The sequence below is a fragment of the Pedobacter miscanthi genome, from assembly GCF_032678605.1.
GTDB lineage: Bacteria > Bacteroidota > Bacteroidia > Sphingobacteriales > Sphingobacteriaceae > Pedobacter > Pedobacter miscanthi_A.
Genome location: NZ_JAVTSU010000002.1, coordinates 478,162 through 495,283 on the forward strand (window position 1 = coordinate 478,162; position 17,122 = coordinate 495,283).

Here is a 17,122-nt window from a genome sequence, read left to right on the forward strand (position 1 = left end):
AACTTTTTGTTATTAAGGAGGTTGTTCGTCAGCTCATTAGAGATTACCTCCATCATATCCAATTAAAATGTATATTTACTGTTCGGAGACAGAATAAATGGAAAAAAGATGGGTGCTGGCATCGGATTGTAATGATGCCACGATAACAAAAATAGCAGAACAACTCAATATAGACCGCTCACTTGCACAAATATTGGTGCAGCGGAATATTTGCGATTTTGATCAGGCCAAAGATTTTTTTAGGCCAGATCTGGATCACCTTCACGATCCTTTTATTATGAAGGATATGGATGTAGCAATTGCCCGTATCGAAACTGCATTAGCCGCCCACGAAAAAATATTGATTTATGGCGATTACGATGTAGATGGTACAACTTCGGTTGCGCTGGCTTTCAGTTTCTTTTCACAACTTACTAAAAACATTGAATATTATATTCCAGACCGTTATCTGGAAGGGTATGGGATTTCTACCGCAGGGATAGATTATGCACATGAAAACGGCTTCTCTTTAATTATCGCTTTGGATTGTGGCATAAAATCTATTGATAAAATTGATTACGCCAATACTTTGGGCATCGATTTTATTATCTGTGATCACCATTTGCCTGGAGATGAATTACCTCAGGCTATTGCGGTTTTAGATCCAAAACGTGCCGATTGTCCTTACCCTTTTAAAGAACTGGCCGGTTGTGGTATTGGTTTTAAACTGGCACAGGCTTACGCCCAAAAACACGAACTCCCAAAAGAAACTTACCTGCAATATTTAGATTTAGTAATGGTAAGTATTGCTGCCGATATTGTTCCGGTAGTTGGCGAAAACAGAATTCTGGCTTATTACGGTTTAAGAAAATTAAATTCCAATCCATGCGAAGGTTTACGGGCCTTGATGGAGGTTTCGGGTAAAACCGAAAATTACAGCATTACTGATGTGGTTTTTACCTTAGGTCCGCGGATTAATGCTGCCGGAAGGATAGACCACGCTAAACATGCTGTTGCCATGTTGCTTTGCCAGGTGGATAGTAACTCGTTGGAACAAAGTGAACTGATTAATCTTAAAAATACCGAACGTAAAACATACGATCAGGATATTACCCGCGAAGCTTTGGCTTTAATCGGCAATAGTGAAATCCTGATCAACAGAAAAACCACGGTGGTATTTAACGAAAGCTGGCACAAAGGGGTAATTGGGATCGTGGCTTCACGTTTAACCGAAAAATATTACCGTCCAACGATAGTACTAGCTAAATCTAACGGACATGTAGCTGGATCATGCCGTTCGGTGGTAGGTTTTGATTTATACGAAGCATTAAGCGGCTGCGCCCATTTATTGGATCAGTACGGCGGGCACAAATTTGCTGCCGGTTTAACCATGCAGGAGCATAATATCGATGCTTTTGCTGATAAATTTGAAGAAATCGTGTCGGCAAGTATTACAGAAGAACTACTTACGCCGATGATACGGATTGATGCAGAAATTGAACTGGCACAAATAGATGGCAAGTTTTACCGTGTATTATCACAAATGGGACCATTCGGGCCAGAAAACATGTCGCCAATTTTTGTTACCCACAATGTATATTTGGCCCAACATGCCATGGCTGTTGGCCAAAATCATTTAAAAATTAATATAAAACAACAAAATTCGACTATTTTTGAAGGCATTGCATTCGGGTTGGCAGAATTTCAAAATCTTTTACAACCAAAAGTACCGTTTTCGGTCTGTTATACGTTAGAAGAGAATGTATGGCGCGATAAAAAACGTTTGCAATTAAACATTAAAGGAATAAAAGTTAATTAATTATTTCCAAAGGTGTCATCCTGAGCCCCTCGAAGGACATTTCGACAAGCTCAATGTGACAACCGAAGGATATCGATCGATATATGATATTAAAAGCCGAAAATCTGGTTAAAAAATACAAACAGCGTACTGTTGTAAACAATGTTTCTTTTAATGTAAGCCAGGGTGAAATTGTTGGCCTTTTAGGTCCGAATGGTGCCGGGAAAACAACTTCCTTTTACATGATTGTAGGCTTGATTAAACCAAATGAGGGCCGTATTTTCTTAGAGGAAGAAGATATTACCGAAGATCCGATGTACCGCAGGGCGCAAAAGGGTATTGGTTATCTGGCCCAGGAGGCATCGGTTTTTAGAAAACTTACCGTTGAAGATAATATCCTTGCCATTTTGGAAATGAGCAAATTAAGCAAGGAAGAACAGCGCGATAAACTCGAAGAATTAATCAATGAGTTTAGTTTACATAAAGTACGTAAAAACCGTGGCGATCTGTTATCGGGTGGCGAGCGCCGCCGTACCGAAATTGCCCGTGCCCTGGCCGCCAACCCAAACTTCATTTTGTTGGATGAGCCTTTTGCCGGGGTAGATCCAATTGCTGTGGAAGAAATCCAGAGCATTGTAGCCAAACTAAAACATAAAAATATAGGCATTTTAATTACCGACCACAACGTACAGGAAACGCTTTCGATTACCGATAGGGCTTATTTGTTATTTGAAGGGAAAATTTTGGAGCAGGGTGTACCAGAGGTTTTGGCGGAGAACGAAATGGTAAGAAAAGTATACCTGGGATCGAATTTTGTGCTGAAACGTAAGAAATTTGATGTTTAATCACATAACCAACAAACAAATTCTAACCTGGTCTGTTGCCTAATCGCGATGTTAAAACAAATCCCTATAAATCTACTTGCTGTGCATAAAAATCTGTCTTTTTCTGTGAAAATCTGTGGCAAAATAAAGCTCATTAATTTTAACATTTAAAAATGGCATTTGTAAATTCAATTTTTACCTGGTTAATGAAAAAGCGGATCCACCAGATCGAGCTTTTTATGAAATATCCACACGATGTTCAGGAAGAATGGTTTCATACGTTGATCGATAGTGCAGAAAATACCGAATGGGGCAAAAAATACGATTACAAATCAATTTTAACTGTACAACAATACCAGGAACGCGTTCCTGTTCAAAATTACGATACGCTAAAGCCATATATTGAACGTATGCTCAATGGCGAACAGAATATTCTTTGGCCATCTGATATCAAGTGGTTTGCAAAATCATCGGGTACTACGAGCGACAGAAGTAAGTTTATTCCTGTTTCTCAGGAATCATTAGAAGAATGCCACTTTAAAGGGGGGAAGGATATGCTTTCTATTTATTGCAATAACCGTCCCGATAACCAGATGTTTACCGGCAAAGGTTTGGTTTTAGGAGGCAGTCACCAGGTGAACCAATTAAACGAAGATTGCTTTTACGGCGATTTATCTGCTGTTTTAATTAAAAATTTACCCATTTGGGCCGAATATTACCGCACCCCCGATATGTCTATCGCTTTGATGGATAATTACGAGATCAAGATGGATAGAATGGCCGAAGCCACCATCAATGAAAACGTAACCAGTATTTCAGGTGTGCCCACCTGGACCATTGTACTGGCAAAAAAGGTGCTCGAACTTACCGGAAAACAGAACTTACTGGAAGTTTGGCCAAATTTAGAGTTATACATCCATGGAGCAGTAAATTTTGCACCTTATCGTGAGCAGTTTAAGCAGCTGATCCCATCCGATGAAATGTATTATCTAGAAACTTATAATGCATCAGAAGGGTTTTTCGGTATCCAGGATCAGGATCATTCGGAAGAAATGTTGCTAATGCTCGATTATGGTATCTTTTATGAGTTTATCCCAATGGAAAACATTGGAGAAGAAAACCCTAAGGCGTTACTATTGGGCGAAGTAGAATTACATAAAAATTATGCTATCGTGATTTCTACTAACGGTGGTTTATGGCGCTATATGATCGGCGATACCATCCAGTTTACCTCGCTTTCTCCTTATCGCATTAAAATTACCGGACGTACCAAACATTTCATCAATGCTTTTGGCGAAGAAGTAATTATTGATAACGCCGAACAGGCCTTAACCAAAGCCTGCCAGGAAACGGGTGCCGAAATAAAAGATTATACCGCGGGACCGATTTACTTTAAAGATGAAAAAGCTGGTGGACACGAATGGATTATCGAATTTGATAAACAACCAAACGATTTTGAAAAGTTTGTCGACATCATGGACAATACACTACGCGAAGTGAATTCTGATTATGATGCCAAGCGTTTTAAAGATATGGCACTTGCCCGACCAAAAGTACACAATGCACCTGCGAACACATTTTACAATTGGTTAAAAGCTAAAGATAAACTGGGTGGACAGCATAAAGTACCCCGTTTAGCCAATGAGCGTAAATACGTTGATGATATTTTGGAGATGATGAAATCATCTTAAATTTAATAAATCATTGAGGTATGTCAGTCTGAGCCTGTCGAAGATGTTATAAAGCATTTCGGCAAACTCAGTGTGACTTTAGTATATTTAATAACGCTATTCATCATGAAAAACATCCTATTTCTTCTCTTTATTCTGGGATTATCCATTTACCAATCAAAGGCTCAGGTTAAAGAAAGCCATAAAGCAAAGATTGCCTATAAAATCGTAGAAACCTCTCCCCGCTGCAAGCAACTTACCAAAGGTCTCTATGAAAGGATTGTTAAAAATGGTGGCACCTCTTACGGCGTGATGCTCGAAAGTAGTCCAAACCCTAAAACAGATCCTTCGCAAGAGTACTCTAAAACTTATAATTTTAACCTGCACGAAAGTTACGCGGATAGGATGCCTGTTATTGCCCGTTTTGTATTCGATCCGAAAAAGCAACAGCTTTACGAGGATGATGTGGTAAATGCACAACTGGTTGCCATACCCTTCGATAAAAAATTACTTCTGCTCTTTAATAGAAAATAAATGAGAAGCATCAGCTATAAACGTGTGGCCTGGCTCTTGTTTTTTGCCTACTTTTTTGCGCTAATGCTGCAAATTACCCTACGTTATATCCCACTGAGCAGTGAGGTCTCTTTTCTGCAGATTAAACAGACCGAAGTATCAGGGATCAAAGCCTATCTTCCCATATTTTACATACACGTTTACAGCGCCATATTTGTACTACTGGCTGGCTTTACACAGTTTAATCCTAAAATTTTAGCTAAATATCCTAAAGTACACAAATGGTTGGGCTATTTGTATGTTGGCTTTGTATTGTTGCTTGCTTCACCATCTGGGGTATTTATCGGCTGGTTCGCCAATGGTGGTTTAATGGCTAAGACCTCCTTTATTATTCTTGGAATTTTGTGGTTCTGGTTTACCCTAAAAGCAGTTCAGCTCATCTTAAAAAGAAAAATAGTAGCCCATAAAAAAATGATGTACCGCAGTTTTGCACTGGCAGCTTCGGCCATCACGTTAAGATTATGGAAAGTTATTTTAGTATATTTATTCCACCCGGCACCAATGGATGTATATCAGATTATTGCCTGGCTGGGCTGGATACCCAATTTATTAATCGCTGAATGGCTGATTAAAAAGAAAATCGTTTGACCTATAAAAGAAACATATACCATGAAAAAAATCTTATTACTCGCTCTTGTTCCGCTTTTTGTGCTATCATGCAGAGATACCAAAAAAACGAATACCGTAAAATCTAAAGCAGTTGCTCAAGCTGAAATCCACAAAGAACTTTACGGTTTTTGGGTTGGCGATTTTTACACAACAGATGAGTTAGAATACGAAGGAGACATGTCGGATGCTATTAAAAAACTGAATATTAATATTAAAAAAATCACTAAAGATACTGTAATTGCACAAAGTGTCGTTTCTGGAAACAGCCGTCCATTATTAGGTAAATTGTCAGAAGATGGAAGTAAAATTACCTTTATTTTAGATGAACCCGGCACCGAAAAATACGATGGAAAATTTGAAATCTCGCTTATTGGGGATACATTGATCGGTAAATGGAATGCCTATAAAAAAGAGCTTAAATGGCCTGAAAAAGAATTTAAATTGCTGAAAAAGACATTCGAATATAATGCAAGCCTAATGTTGCCTACAGAAGCGAGTTATGTAGATTGGAGCGATCATAAAATGATAAAAAACTTGGATACCCTGGAAGATGGAACAGTAGATACCTTAGGTGTTAACCCGTTTTTCAGAAGCGCATCCGATCAGATTTTTAAATTGAATGCCTCTACAACTACGCTCAAAGAAGAAGATGTAAAGAATTTAAGAAAACTTGATCTTCAGATTATTAAAAATACCATTTTTGCCAGACATGGTTATGCTTTTAAAAAGCAAACTTTCAGAAATTTTTTCGATCCGGTAGAATGGTACGTTCCGGTTAAAAACAACGTTGATAACGATTTAACAACAATTGAAAATAAGAATATCAAGCTGTTAGATCGTTTTACCAGGTACGCTGAAGACAATTATGATGCTTTTGGCCGTTAATTTGTAATACACAATTAACTATGAAATTAAACAGGGAGAAAATACTGGGTTTCTTTAAAAAATCAGAAAGTAAGGCTTCGGTAATCTTAAGTGATAAAACGAAAGCCAGCAATACGATTAAAGATGCCTTAGGAAAAGCGGTAACCAATAAAGGTGACCTGGAAGGCGTTTGGTCGAAACTGGTACTGTTGTTTGCCGTATCAAAAGATTATGTTAACGGCGATTATACCGAAATTCCAAAGAGATCGATCATTGCCATTTTAGGCGGATTGATTTATTTCTTATCTCCAATCGATGTGATTCCGGATTTTGTACCTGTTTTAGGCTTTGTTGATGATATCTACATTTTAAACCTCGTATACAGGCAAGTGCTTAAAGATTTGGAAAAATACAAGGCCTGGAAAGATGCGCAGGTAAAATTTATAGGTAATATTGATGGCTCAACTGCATCGTAGCTTTCCTGATTGGGTAGCAAATCATCTTTTTAGCTGCCCTTTTAAAGCCAATTTTGGATTAGATTGCCCTGGCTGCGGTTTACAGCGTTCTATTCTGGCGTTGTGCCGTGGCGATTTAATCGCGTCATTTAAATTTTATCCTGCAACAATTCCACTCATTTTTGTGGTGTTGTTTACCATCATTCACCTAAAAGTTGATTTTAAGTTTGGAGCGCAACTCATTAAAATGGTTTTTACAGGAGTTGCAGTAATTATCTTAATCAATTACATTTACAAAATATATACTCACCAATTGATCTAAATATAACATGTCTGAAGAACAGGAAAATCCCCAGGAAAATAAACCCATTGATCTTTCAAAGAATCAAAATTCCGAGCCTACACCTTTTCAACCCCTTGATCAGGAGCCGGTAACACCACCGCCTTTTCAACAACCGCCACCTTTTCAGCAACCACCGCCGTTTGGCCAGTTTGGAGGAGGAGGTTTTGGTCAGCAAAATTTACCCAATGCTACAGCCGCTCTTGTTTTAGGTATTATTGCACTGCCAGCTTGTTGTTTTTATGGCATATTTGGATTAATATTCGGCATAATTGCCTGGATATTAGGTGCAGGTGATATGAAAAAATATCAGCTTAACCCAGGGTTATATACGGAATCATCGTACAAAAATGCAAAGGCAGGTAAAATCTGTGGGATGATTGCAGCGATTTTAAGTATCTTAATGATCTTGTTTTTTGTATTGGTTATCATTGGTGCCATCGCTAATCCCGATATGTACAATAAATTCTTCAAGTCGTAATTAAACCCATTGATTAATTTTACCTTAAAAATATAAATCGAATGGTGCATGCCATTCGATTTTCTTATTTTTGTATCATTGAAATTGTAAATAAAAAACTAAGATAATGTATCCAGAATATTTAGTGGAGCCAATGCGTAAGGAATTAACTAACGTTGGTTTTCAGGAATTAAAAAACGCAGCAGACGTAGATCAGGCCATTAAAGGCGAAGGTACGGTATTGGTGGTGGTAAACTCAGTTTGCGGTTGTGCAGCAGCAAATGCACGTCCGGCAGCAAGGGCAGCGGCAGCACACGAAAAACACCCGGATAAATTGGTTACCGTTTTTGCAGGTATGGAAAAAGAAGCAGTAGATCAGGCTAGAAATTACATGATGCCTTTCCCTCCGTCTTCACCAGCAATGGCTTTATTTAAAGATGGTAAACTGGTACACATGATTGAGCGCCACCAGATTGAGGGTCGTCCCGCACAAATGATCGCTGATAACCTGATCGGTGCTTTTGAACAATATTGCTAGAAAATGATTATACCGATTATTGGATTATACCGATAAGAAGGTGATTTAAATGATAATGAGATGGTGAATGGAAACATTCGCCATTTTGCGTTTTATAATCTCCGTCATCTCCAGTAATAATTTATTACGAAAATCAATATGGATTACAGGGGGTTGAAAAAACGCGGGAAGTCGTCATTGAGAGGTACGAAGCAATCCTAATGCGATCGCCAGGTGTGAAATTTATGATCCCCACCCATAGTAGTAAGATTGATTCCTTGTGCCTCCTCGCAATGACGAACTTTTTTATGGATATGTTAATGCGAAGGTGTGCAAGGTGGAAATGATGGTTTTAGCTTTTTAATGGGTGTAATCACCTTAAATCCCTTAATCTGTACCTTAAAAATCTTTGTTCAGCAGTTTTTCCAGTTCACCAAATGAAACATTCATCCTTACCCTGCCTTGTTTTGCGTAGGAGATTTCTCCTGTTTCTTCTGAGATGATTACGGCAACGGCATCAGTAGTTTCAGAAACCCCGATACCGGCACGGTGCCTTAATCCAAATTGTGAAGGCAATTGATCGTTATCCGTTAAGGGCAAAATACAACTGGCGCTTTTAATTTTATTTTCAGAAATCACCACGGCACCATCATGCAGCGGACTGTTCTTTTGAAAGATACTTTCCAGCAAACGTTTAGATATTTTGGCATCTACAATTTCGCAGCTATTGGCAAAAAATTGTTCATCGTAAAATTTAACAAAAACCATTAATGCGCCCGTGCGGGTTTTTTTCATGGTTTTACAAGCGTCAATAATGGGTTTTATGCGGGTTAAGTTATTCCTTTCAATCTCTTTCCTGCCAAATAGGTAGCCCCACCAGGCCTTGTTCTTCTGTAAAAAGGCATTCTTTCCAATTAGTAAAAGAAAACGCCTGATTTCAGGGTGAAAAATTACAATCAATGCAATAATCCCCACACTCATAAACTTATCTATGATTGCGGTTAATAATTCCATGTGTAAAGCCTTCACTATCCAGTAAAAAACGGTGATAATAAACATGCCCACAAGCAGGTTAACGGCCAGCGTATTACGGATTAGGGTATAAACATAGTAAATTAATAAGGCCACCAAAATGATATCAACGATATCAGTTGGCGATACTTTAAGGAAGTCAAAATCAAAACCTTTCATTTAGTGGCAAGATAGCAAAACGGTTGTCAGTTTACAAGATCAGTTAATTGTTTAGAAAAGATCTTCAACATGAATTTATTTCTGAGGTCATTAGCCGAAAAATAGATGCTGAAACAAGTTCAGCAAGAGGAATTTAGTAGGGGAGTCGTCTTTCAGACAAATCAATTTTGGCAAAATTTGTCCGGATGGAGGGCCTTGATTAGCCGTCATTTCGCTATGCTTCAGTGGAAATGACGCACATTTTTAGTAATCCATTTCTGGATCTAAATAACCAGACCGTTCAACCCAAACTTGCTACCAACCTCACGCACTCCACCGCTTCCTTCACATCATGTACCCTTAAAATTCCTGCTCCTTTTTGCAGGGCGATGGTATTCAGCACAGTTGTTCCGTTCAATGCTTCTGCAGCCGAGGTGCCAAGTGTTTTATAGATCATGCCTTTTCGCGAGAAACCAACCAAAATTGGGAGTTTAAATATTTTGAAGGCTTCCATCTGGTTCAATAATTCATAATTGTGTTCGGTCGTTTTTCCAAAACCAAAACCCGGATCAATAATTACGTCGTGGATGTGGAGGGCCTTAAGTGCTGCAATTTTTTCTGCCAGGTAATCAATCACTTCTAGGAGCACATTCTTGTACACCGGATTTTGTTGCATATTTTGTGGTGTGCCCTGCATATGCATGATCATATAGGGTACTTGCAGTTTGGCCACAGTTTCGAACATTTTATCATCCATATCGCCGCTGGCAATATCGTTAATGATATGCGCACCTGCTAAAATGGTTTCTTCGGCTACTTTTGCCCTGAAAGTATCAATAGAAATAATCGCCCCGGGAAATGCTGTAGTTAAACTTTCTACAACAGGTACCAAACGGTCTATTTCTTCATTTGTAGAAATATCTTTAGCGCCTGGTCTTGATGAATAACCACCGATATCAATAAAAGTAGCGCCTTCGTTTAAAAACTGATTAGCTTTTGTTAAAGCTTCATCTATGGTTTTTGTACGGCTGTTGCTATAAAAGGAATCAGGAGTGATATTTAAAATTCCCATCACTTTTGGCGTGCTCAAATCAATAAGTTTACCTTTTATATTCAAGCTTTGTTTGGGCTCAAAAAAGTTTTTTTCTGCCATAATAAACCCTTTCGGGGATTTGGGTTTCGCTTTAAAAATGTATCTTTAGCTTTTGTTTTTTCAGGACAAAAATACACTAAAAACTAAATAATTATTGGCTTTGGCACAAACAAATACCTCTACCGAATTTGATGAAGTGATTGCGGTTTGCAGATCATTATTTTTAAAAAAGACTAAAGATTATGGCACTGCATGGCGGATTTTAAGACCAAGTTCAATCACCGATCAAATTTTTATCAAGGCACAACGTATCCGTACTTTGGAAGAAAAAAAAATAAGTAAAGTAGGAGAGGGTGTAATATCTGAATACATTGGCATTGTAAATTATTGTGTAATTGCGATGATGCAGCTCGAACTGACCGAAAACGATCCAAACGAAATGGCATATGCTGAAGTTGAAAAGCTCTTTGAAGGGAAAGTAACTGAAACCAAGGATTTAATGTTCGCAAAAAATCACGATTATGGTGAAGCCTGGCGTGATATGCGCATCAGCTCACTCACCGATCTGATTTTGATGAAAATTTTCAGGGTTAAACAGATCGAGGATAACGAAGGACAAACCCTGGCTTCAGAAGGTGTAAAAGCGAATTATCAGGATATGCTGAACTATTCAGTTTTTGCTTTGATTAAGTTAGGTGTTAAATAAATGAAATTGCCCCATCACCATTAGAAAAAATATACCGATGCAAAATGTACTTTTAAGATTTTCCCGATTTTTTGTTGGTGCTTTATTCATATTTTCAGGACTAATTAAAGCAAACGATCCGCTTGGTTTTGGTTATAAACTACAAGAATATTTCGAAGTTTTTCATATAAATTTTCTTAGTGGGATGGCTACGGGTATAGCCATTTTGCTTTGTACTTTAGAAATTGTGCTGGGCGCCTTGTTGCTCTTAGGTTTCTGGAGTAAAAAAGTAGCCTGGGGATTATTGTTGCTCATTATCTTCTTTACGCTGTTAACGTTTATCTCTGCAACATTTAAAGTGGTTACCAGTTGTGGTTGTTTTGGCGATGCCATTCCGCTTACCCCATGGCAATCGTTCAGTAAAGACCTGATTCTTTTGGTGCTGATTATTGTGATTTTCTTAAAGAAAGGCCTGATTCAGCCATTGTTTAAAAAAGAAGCCACGCAAAGAAATATTGCGATTGCTGTAACGGCCATTTCTTTAGGTTTTGGACTTTATACCTATAATGTATTACCGATTCTCGATTTCCTGCCTTACAAAGTTGGTGCGCATATTCCTTCATTAATGGTAATCCCTCCTGGAGAAAAACCTGATGAATTTGAAATCATGTACCACCTTAAAAACAAGAAAACCAAAGAGGAGAAAGACATGAGCGATAAAGCCTATCTTAAAACGGAAATCTGGAAGGATAGCAACTGGGAAATTATAGGCGAACCCACAAAAAACCTGGTGAAAAAGGGCTTTGAGCCTAAAATAAAGGATTTAAATATTACTGATGCCTCTGGTACCGATTATACCAAAGAACTGATCGAAAATCCTTACTATAATCTCATTTTTGTGGCTTACGATCTTCATAGTACAAATGAAGCAGCCATTGGTAAATTAAATGCACTGGCTATAAATGCTACGCAGCAGTTTAACATTCGAACCGTATTGCTTACTTCTAATTCTGCCCAGGATGCACAAGCATTTATCAAAAAAAACAACCTGTTTTCGGAAGTATTTTATGCAGATGCTGTACCTTTAAAAAGTATGGTAAGGGCAAATCCGGGTGTTTTGTTGATGAAAAACGGCGTGGTGATTAATAAGTGGCATTTCCACAATGTACCTACTTTCGATCAGTTAAGCAGGAAATATTTCGATAAATAAACATGATCGGATACGCGCTAAAAAAACTAATGTACGGACTACTGGTAATGGGTGGTGTGATATTGGTTGTTTTTGTGCTCTTTAATATTTTGCCCGGCGATCCGGCGCGGATGACGATGGGGCAGCGGGCAGATGTGCAATCGCTTGAGGCTGTACGTAAAGAGTTTGGTTTAGATCGCTCCAAGCCTGTCCAGTTTGTTTTATATATTAATGATCTATCGCCAATTAGTATTTTGGATAACGATAGCACCAGTCAGCAGAAATACCACTACGCAAGGTTGATTACTTTTGATCAAAAAGTGCTGGCGTTAAAATGGCCTTACCTGCGTAGTTCATACCAAACCAAACGCGATGTAACAGCAATTCTTTCTGAAACAGTACCAAATACCTTTATCCTGGCTTTAACCGCGATGATTTTTGCGACTATAATTGGTGTGTTTTTGGGCGTTTTATCCGCAGTTTATAAAGATTCATGGATTGATAAATCGGCCAATGCATTTGCCATTTTTGGTATCTCAGCACCCTCCTTTTTTGCAGGTATCATTATCGCCTGGTTATTTGGCTTTGTACTCAGCAATTACACCGGTTTGAAAATGAGCGGCAGTTTATATTCTTATGATCCTTTTTATGGTGAGGTATTAACCCTGAGAAATTTGTGGTTACCCATGATCACCTTAGGCCTAAGACCCCTGGCCATTATTGTACAGCTTACCAGAAGTGCGATGCTGGATGTTTTAGCACAGGATTACATCAGAACCGCACGCGCTAAAGGATTAAGCAGAAATGCGATTATTTACAAACACGCCTTAAAAAATGCTATGAATCCGGTAATTACTGCCATTTCAGGATGGTTTGCCTCTTTATTGGCAGGTTCTTTTTTTGTAGAATATATTTTTGGCTATAACGGATTGGGAAGAACAACAGTAACCGCATTAGAAATGTCTGATTTCCCGGTGGTAATGGGTTCTATCCTTTTTATCGCATTCGTATTTGTGGTGATCAATATTCTCGTTGATATTTTATATGCTTATGTCGATCCAAGGGTTAAATTAAGTTAAGTGATGCAAGAAGAAGAAATTATAAATTATACCGAGCTGGCAGATGGCCGGATCATCGAAATATTTAAAATAGCAACGATTGATTTGCCTGATGCAGAACGTTTGTTCAGTCACGTACTTAATGCACAGCATATTTGGGCTCAACGTATTTCGGGCAAAAAGCCACTTTATGGCGTTTGGTATATTCATCCGAAAGAAAATTTTGAAAGCCTTTCTGCTGATAATTTTAAGTTGATCAGAGAAACCTTGAAAAATAATGCCTTAGATAAAAAGGTTTTGTATCACAATTCGAGAGGAGACCAATATGAAAACCGGATAGATGAAATTTTATTTCATTTATTTAATCATTCTACTTATCATCGCGGACAGGTTGTTACTTTATTAAAAAAGGCCGGTTATACGCCACCTGTAACCGATTATATTATGTTAAAACGCGATCATTTATTATAGATCGGATATAAGAAACACAGATGAAAATTTTCCTTATCGGATATATGGGCTGCGGTAAAAGTACCAAAGCAAAACAGTTGGCGCACCGTTTAGCGTGCCCGGTGATTGATCTTGATGCCGAAATCGTTACAAAAACAGGTAAAACCATTGCCGAATATTTTGCCGAATTTGGAGAAAGTGGTTTTAGGGACTATGAAAGCGAAATGTTAAAAACATTCCATTATCCTGAAACCTGTGTGGTGGCCACCGGTGGTGGATTACCATGTTTCTTTGATAATATGCAATGGATGAATGCGCATGGTGAAACAGTTTACCTACAAATGGAGCCTGCAGCATTGGTATCGCGTTTACATAACCGTCAAAAACGCCCCCTTATTAAAGATTTAGATGATGAGCAACTTTTAGAATTTATTAAAGATAAACTCAAAGAACGTGACCCATTTTATACCCAAGCTAAGTTAATTGTTGATGCATTTGATCTCGATGGAGAGAAGTTAGAAGAAGCAATTAAGAGGGGAATTTAAGTGCGTTTGGAGCTTGGAGTCGGGAGGCAATTAACCGCTTAACCCAATAAGCTATCTATCAACCATTAAACTATTAACCAATCGAACCAATGACCAATACACTAATGAGCTATCAACCATGAACCATTAGATTATTGACCAATGACCATTGAACTAATGAGCTATCAACCATGAGCCATTAGATTATTGACCAATGACCATTGAACTAATGAGCTATCAACTATGAACCATTAGACTATTGACCAATGACCATTGAACTAATGAGCTATCAACTATGAACTATTAGACTATTGACCAATGAACGAATGAACCAATGAACCAATAGCTAATGAACCCCTGAACTAATATTATCATCAATTATCTTCGCCGATAACAGTGCAAGGGGGATTCCGCCGCCTGGATGTACACTACCCCCACAGAAGTATAAATTTTTAACTTTTGTGCTGAAGTTAGAGTGTCGTAAAAACGCAGAAAACTGGTTATTTGAGCTGTTTCCATATAAAGAACCCTGGTATGATCCTGTTTTGCTTTCAATGCTCCTAGGATCGAGGATTTGTTCGCAAATGATATCTTTTTCAATGTTCCGGTTTAAAATCCGGCTGATTTTTTTAATAATATTGTTTCTCGATTCCTTAATCAACTGATCCCAATTTTGCCCGTTATTGGCTGGTACATTAATCATTACAAACCAATTTTCACCGTCTGCAGGGGCATCACCTCTAATGTGTTTAGCGCTGATGCTAATGTAAACGGTAGGATCGTTGCAGACGGATTTATCTTTCCATATGGCATTAAATTCCTTTTGATAATCTTCAGTAAAGAAAATGTTGTGTAGGCCTAAGTCGCTATAATTGCCATCCATTCCCCAGTAAAAAATCAAAGCCGAACTGCTACGTTCCTGGTTTAATAACTTTTTAGACTCAGGAATACCTTTGAGCAGGTTTTTATAAGTGAACCAGATATCAAGGTTGGAGATCACAATATCCGCTTTGTAGGTTTTATCGTTAACTTTTACCCCTTTTATTTTAGGTTTGCCTTCATTGGCATATAAAATTTCCTCTACTTTTTGGTTGTAATGGAATCTGATACCCAATTCTTCAGCCAGTTTTAACAAAGCTGCAACTATGCCGTACATCCCGTTTTTAGGAAGAAAGGCTCCGAAATGATACTCAAAATGTGGAATCACATTTAATGTAGCAGGAGCCTGGTATGGATCGGAGCCATTATAAGTGGCATAGCGATTGAAAAGCTGCGTTATCCTCTCGTCTTTAAAAAATGATTTGTTTGCCCTGGCCTGTGTTCTAAAGGCATCTATCTGACCGAAACGAAATATCGATTTTAGCGTATCCCAATGCAGGTAACTTTTGAGCTTATGCAAACTTCTTTCTAAAAAAACGCGATGGGTAACTTCGTAGATTGTTTCGCTTTTTTTTAAGAATTGCTGAACTTCTGCTGCTGTTGAATTGGTTTTTTCTTCTATTTCCTTTGCAAATTTATCAAGATCGGAACTGGCGTTTAGTCTTAAGCCGTCTTCGTAAAAGTAACGGCAAACTTCTTTTAGTTTAATGTATTTAAAATAGTCTTCAGGGTTTTTACCTGCCAGTTTAAAAAGTTCATTCACATATTGTGGCATGGTAAACAGGCTTGGCCCGGCATCAAACCTAAAGCCATTTATTTTTATTTCACCCAGTTTTCCCCCTGCTTTCGAGTTGGCTTCAAAAACATCAACTTCATAACCCTTTATGGAAAGGCGAATGGCAGATGCAATTCCTGCTATTCCGGCACCGATAACTATTGCTTTTGGTTTAGGCATAATGCGAAAATAGGTTAAATATTTTACTAACTTAAAGCGATGGTTAAGGACGAAATTATAATTTATAAAACAGAAGAGGGGCTGCCTGCAATAGAAGTAGCAATTAAGAATGAAACACTATGGTTAACGCAAAAACAAATTGCTGAAATTTTTGGAATTCAGGTTCCGGCGATTAATAAGCATATAAAAAATATATTTCAGAGTAGAGAACTTAATGAGGCAACTATTTCCAAAATGGAAATGGTTCGTGTTGAAGGTGCTAGACGTGTGAAAAGAACTGTTGATAGTTATAATCTAGATATGATTTTATCAATCGGCTATAGAGTAAATTCACTTAAAGCAACACAATTTCGTATATGGGCCAACCAGATTTTAAAAGATTATCTAATAAATGGGTATGCCTTAAATCATAAAAAATTACAAGAGCAAAGCCAGCAACTCATAGAATTAAAGCAGGCCATTAAATTGGTTGGTGCTGTTCAAAGTAACCAATTGCTTAATAATGATGAGCTAAAGGATACTTTTAAAATTCTTACAGATTATGTTTATGCCTTAGATGTTCTTGATCGTTACGACCATCAGCAGCTAGAAAATGAAGTTTCTGGCCATAAGGGCGATTTTAAAATCGATTATGATTCTGCACTTGAAGCCATAGATGATTTGAGGGTGAAATTTGGTGGAAGCAAACTTTTTGGCAATGAAAAAGACCAATCATTTAAAAGTTCATTGTATACCATTTATCAAACATTTGATGGAGAAGAACTTTATCCGAGTATGGAAGAAAAGGCAGCCAATCTATTATATTTCGTAGTAAAAAACCATTCATTTTCTGATGGAAATAAACGGATCGCCGCCTTTTTATTTGTTTGGTTTCTGGATAAAAATAAAATGCTCTATCGCGAAGATGGTACAAAAAGAATTGCTGATAATGCGCTTGTTGCGCTTACCTTACTCATCGCAGAAAGTGATCCTAAAGAAAAAGAAATGATGGTTAAAGTCGTTACTAATTTGATCAACTATAAAAATTAGC

General features: G+C 37.9%; 19 protein-coding genes. 16 read left to right on the forward strand and 3 right to left on the reverse strand.

Translation table 11 applies throughout. The annotated features are described in order from the left end of the window. Window positions 1-97: 97 nt before the first annotated feature. From recJ to R2R28_RS04905, 10 genes are all read left to right on the forward strand, one after another. Window positions 98-1,798: a single-stranded-DNA-specific exonuclease RecJ gene (recJ, locus tag R2R28_RS04860; RefSeq protein WP_316824581.1), complete on the forward strand. Its 1,701-nt coding sequence runs from the start codon at window positions 98-100 to the stop codon at window positions 1,796-1,798. 83 nt (window positions 1,799-1,881) lie between these two features. After that, window positions 1,882-2,622, forward strand: a complete 741-nt coding sequence (gene lptB / locus R2R28_RS04865; protein WP_316824582.1) for an LPS export ABC transporter ATP-binding protein — start codon at window positions 1,882-1,884, stop codon at window positions 2,620-2,622. Window positions 2,623-2,774: 152 nt separating this feature from the next. Beyond that, window positions 2,775-4,292, forward strand: a complete 1,518-nt coding sequence (locus R2R28_RS04870) for a GH3 auxin-responsive promoter family protein (RefSeq protein ID WP_316824583.1) — start codon at window positions 2,775-2,777, stop codon at window positions 4,290-4,292. A 105-nt stretch (window positions 4,293-4,397) separates the two neighbouring features. After that, the gene (locus tag R2R28_RS04875; protein ID WP_316824584.1) at window positions 4,398-4,805 is read left to right on the forward strand and encodes a hypothetical protein; all 408 of its coding nucleotides are present in this window, start codon (window positions 4,398-4,400) and stop codon (window positions 4,803-4,805) included. Beyond that, the gene (locus R2R28_RS04880; RefSeq protein WP_316824585.1) at window positions 4,806-5,432 is read left to right on the forward strand and encodes a DUF2306 domain-containing protein; all 627 of its coding nucleotides are present in this window, start codon (window positions 4,806-4,808) and stop codon (window positions 5,430-5,432) included. Between the two features lie 21 nt (window positions 5,433-5,453). Continuing rightward, window positions 5,454-6,338: a YARHG domain-containing protein gene (locus R2R28_RS04885; RefSeq protein ID WP_316824586.1), complete on the forward strand. Its 885-nt coding sequence runs from the start codon at window positions 5,454-5,456 to the stop codon at window positions 6,336-6,338. A 20-nt stretch (window positions 6,339-6,358) separates the two neighbouring features. After that, window positions 6,359-6,793, forward strand: coding sequence for a YkvA family protein (locus tag R2R28_RS04890; RefSeq protein WP_316824587.1), 435 nt, complete (start codon window positions 6,359-6,361; stop codon window positions 6,791-6,793). Continuing rightward, window positions 6,774-7,094: a DUF2752 domain-containing protein gene (locus R2R28_RS04895; RefSeq protein ID WP_316824588.1), complete on the forward strand. Its 321-nt coding sequence runs from the start codon at window positions 6,774-6,776 to the stop codon at window positions 7,092-7,094. Before R2R28_RS04890 ends, R2R28_RS04895 begins: the two co-directional genes overlap by 20 nt. Before the next feature lie 7 nt (window positions 7,095-7,101). After that, window positions 7,102-7,593, forward strand: coding sequence for a CCC motif membrane protein (locus R2R28_RS04900; RefSeq protein ID WP_316824589.1), 492 nt, complete (start codon window positions 7,102-7,104; stop codon window positions 7,591-7,593). Window positions 7,594-7,699: 106 nt separating this feature from the next. Then, window positions 7,700-8,110, forward strand: coding sequence for a BrxA/BrxB family bacilliredoxin (locus R2R28_RS04905; RefSeq protein WP_025145566.1), 411 nt, complete (start codon window positions 7,700-7,702; stop codon window positions 8,108-8,110). A gap of 378 nt (window positions 8,111-8,488) precedes the next feature. On the opposite strand, the gene cdaA is transcribed toward R2R28_RS04905, so the two are convergent. Continuing rightward, a complete protein-coding gene (cdaA, locus tag R2R28_RS04910) occupies window positions 8,489-9,280 on the reverse strand; it encodes a diadenylate cyclase CdaA (protein WP_025145565.1) in 792 nt (263 codons plus the stop codon). Window positions 9,281-9,560: 280 nt separating this feature from the next. Next, the gene (folP, locus tag R2R28_RS04915; protein ID WP_316824590.1) at window positions 9,561-10,412 is read right to left on the reverse strand and encodes a dihydropteroate synthase; all 852 of its coding nucleotides are present in this window, start codon (window positions 10,410-10,412) and stop codon (window positions 9,561-9,563) included. Window positions 10,413-10,512: 100 nt separating this feature from the next. Here folP and R2R28_RS04920 point away from each other — a divergent pair, with 100 nt between their 5' ends. From R2R28_RS04920 to R2R28_RS04940, 5 genes are read left to right on the forward strand one after another with little or no spacing between them, the layout of a single operon-like run. Then, the gene (locus tag R2R28_RS04920; RefSeq protein ID WP_316824591.1) at window positions 10,513-11,058 is read left to right on the forward strand and encodes a DUF1599 domain-containing protein; all 546 of its coding nucleotides are present in this window, start codon (window positions 10,513-10,515) and stop codon (window positions 11,056-11,058) included. A gap of 37 nt (window positions 11,059-11,095) precedes the next feature. Beyond that, on the forward strand, window positions 11,096-12,247 hold the full coding sequence (locus R2R28_RS04925; RefSeq protein WP_316824592.1) for a BT_3928 family protein: 1,152 nt from the start codon (window positions 11,096-11,098) through the stop codon (window positions 12,245-12,247). Between the two features lie 2 nt (window positions 12,248-12,249). Continuing rightward, complete coding sequence (locus tag R2R28_RS04930; protein ID WP_316824593.1) at window positions 12,250-13,305, forward strand: ABC transporter permease; 1,056 nt, start codon at window positions 12,250-12,252, stop codon at window positions 13,303-13,305. A gap of 3 nt (window positions 13,306-13,308) precedes the next feature. After that, entirely contained in the window at window positions 13,309-13,755 is a 447-nt protein-coding gene (locus R2R28_RS04935) for a DinB family protein (RefSeq protein ID WP_316824594.1), read from the forward strand. A 20-nt stretch (window positions 13,756-13,775) separates the two neighbouring features. Beyond that, window positions 13,776-14,279, forward strand: coding sequence for a shikimate kinase (locus tag R2R28_RS04940; protein WP_316824595.1), 504 nt, complete (start codon window positions 13,776-13,778; stop codon window positions 14,277-14,279). Window positions 14,280-14,604: 325 nt separating this feature from the next. Here the strand turns inward: R2R28_RS04940 and crtD are convergent, their stop codons facing one another. Next, window positions 14,605-16,092 carry a 1-hydroxycarotenoid 3,4-desaturase CrtD gene (gene crtD / locus R2R28_RS04945; RefSeq protein WP_316824596.1) on the reverse strand — a complete coding sequence of 496 codons (1,488 nt, stop codon included), beginning with the start codon at window positions 16,090-16,092 and terminating at the stop codon, window positions 14,605-14,607. 39 nt (window positions 16,093-16,131) lie between these two features. Here crtD and R2R28_RS04950 point away from each other — a divergent pair, with 39 nt between their 5' ends. Continuing rightward, complete coding sequence (locus tag R2R28_RS04950; protein WP_316824597.1) at window positions 16,132-17,121, forward strand: virulence protein RhuM/Fic/DOC family protein; 990 nt, start codon at window positions 16,132-16,134, stop codon at window positions 17,119-17,121. Window position 17,122 lies beyond the last annotated feature (1 nt).

Bases quoted from the DNA above. Each gene is read 5' to 3' on its own strand.
- recJ (WP_316824581.1), top strand. From the start codon at position 98: ATGGAAAAAAGATGGGTGCTGGCATCGGATTGTAATGATGCCACGATA.
- lptB (WP_316824582.1), top strand. From the start codon at position 1,882: ATGATATTAAAAGCCGAAAATCTGGTTAAAAAATACAAACAGCGTACT.
- R2R28_RS04870 (WP_316824583.1), top strand. From the start codon at position 2,775: ATGGCATTTGTAAATTCAATTTTTACCTGGTTAATGAAAAAGCGGATC.
- R2R28_RS04875 (WP_316824584.1), top strand. From the start codon at position 4,398: ATGAAAAACATCCTATTTCTTCTCTTTATTCTGGGATTATCCATTTAC.
- R2R28_RS04880 (WP_316824585.1), top strand. From the start codon at position 4,806: ATGAGAAGCATCAGCTATAAACGTGTGGCCTGGCTCTTGTTTTTTGCC.
- R2R28_RS04885 (WP_316824586.1), top strand. From the start codon at position 5,454: ATGAAAAAAATCTTATTACTCGCTCTTGTTCCGCTTTTTGTGCTATCA.
- R2R28_RS04890 (WP_316824587.1), top strand. From the start codon at position 6,359: ATGAAATTAAACAGGGAGAAAATACTGGGTTTCTTTAAAAAATCAGAA.
- R2R28_RS04895 (WP_316824588.1), top strand. From the start codon at position 6,774: ATGGCTCAACTGCATCGTAGCTTTCCTGATTGGGTAGCAAATCATCTT.
- R2R28_RS04900 (WP_316824589.1), top strand. From the start codon at position 7,102: ATGTCTGAAGAACAGGAAAATCCCCAGGAAAATAAACCCATTGATCTT.
- R2R28_RS04905 (WP_025145566.1), top strand. From the start codon at position 7,700: ATGTATCCAGAATATTTAGTGGAGCCAATGCGTAAGGAATTAACTAAC.
- cdaA (WP_025145565.1), bottom strand. From the start codon at position 9,280: ATGAAAGGTTTTGATTTTGACTTCCTTAAAGTATCGCCAACTGATATC.
- folP (WP_316824590.1), bottom strand. From the start codon at position 10,412: ATGGCAGAAAAAAACTTTTTTGAGCCCAAACAAAGCTTGAATATAAAA.
- R2R28_RS04925 (WP_316824592.1), top strand. From the start codon at position 11,096: ATGCAAAATGTACTTTTAAGATTTTCCCGATTTTTTGTTGGTGCTTTA.
- R2R28_RS04930 (WP_316824593.1), top strand. From the start codon at position 12,250: ATGATCGGATACGCGCTAAAAAAACTAATGTACGGACTACTGGTAATG.
- R2R28_RS04935 (WP_316824594.1), top strand. From the start codon at position 13,309: ATGCAAGAAGAAGAAATTATAAATTATACCGAGCTGGCAGATGGCCGG.
- R2R28_RS04940 (WP_316824595.1), top strand. From the start codon at position 13,776: ATGAAAATTTTCCTTATCGGATATATGGGCTGCGGTAAAAGTACCAAA.
- crtD (WP_316824596.1), bottom strand. From the start codon at position 16,092: ATGCCTAAACCAAAAGCAATAGTTATCGGTGCCGGAATAGCAGGAATT.
- R2R28_RS04950 (WP_316824597.1), top strand. From the start codon at position 16,132: ATGGTTAAGGACGAAATTATAATTTATAAAACAGAAGAGGGGCTGCCT.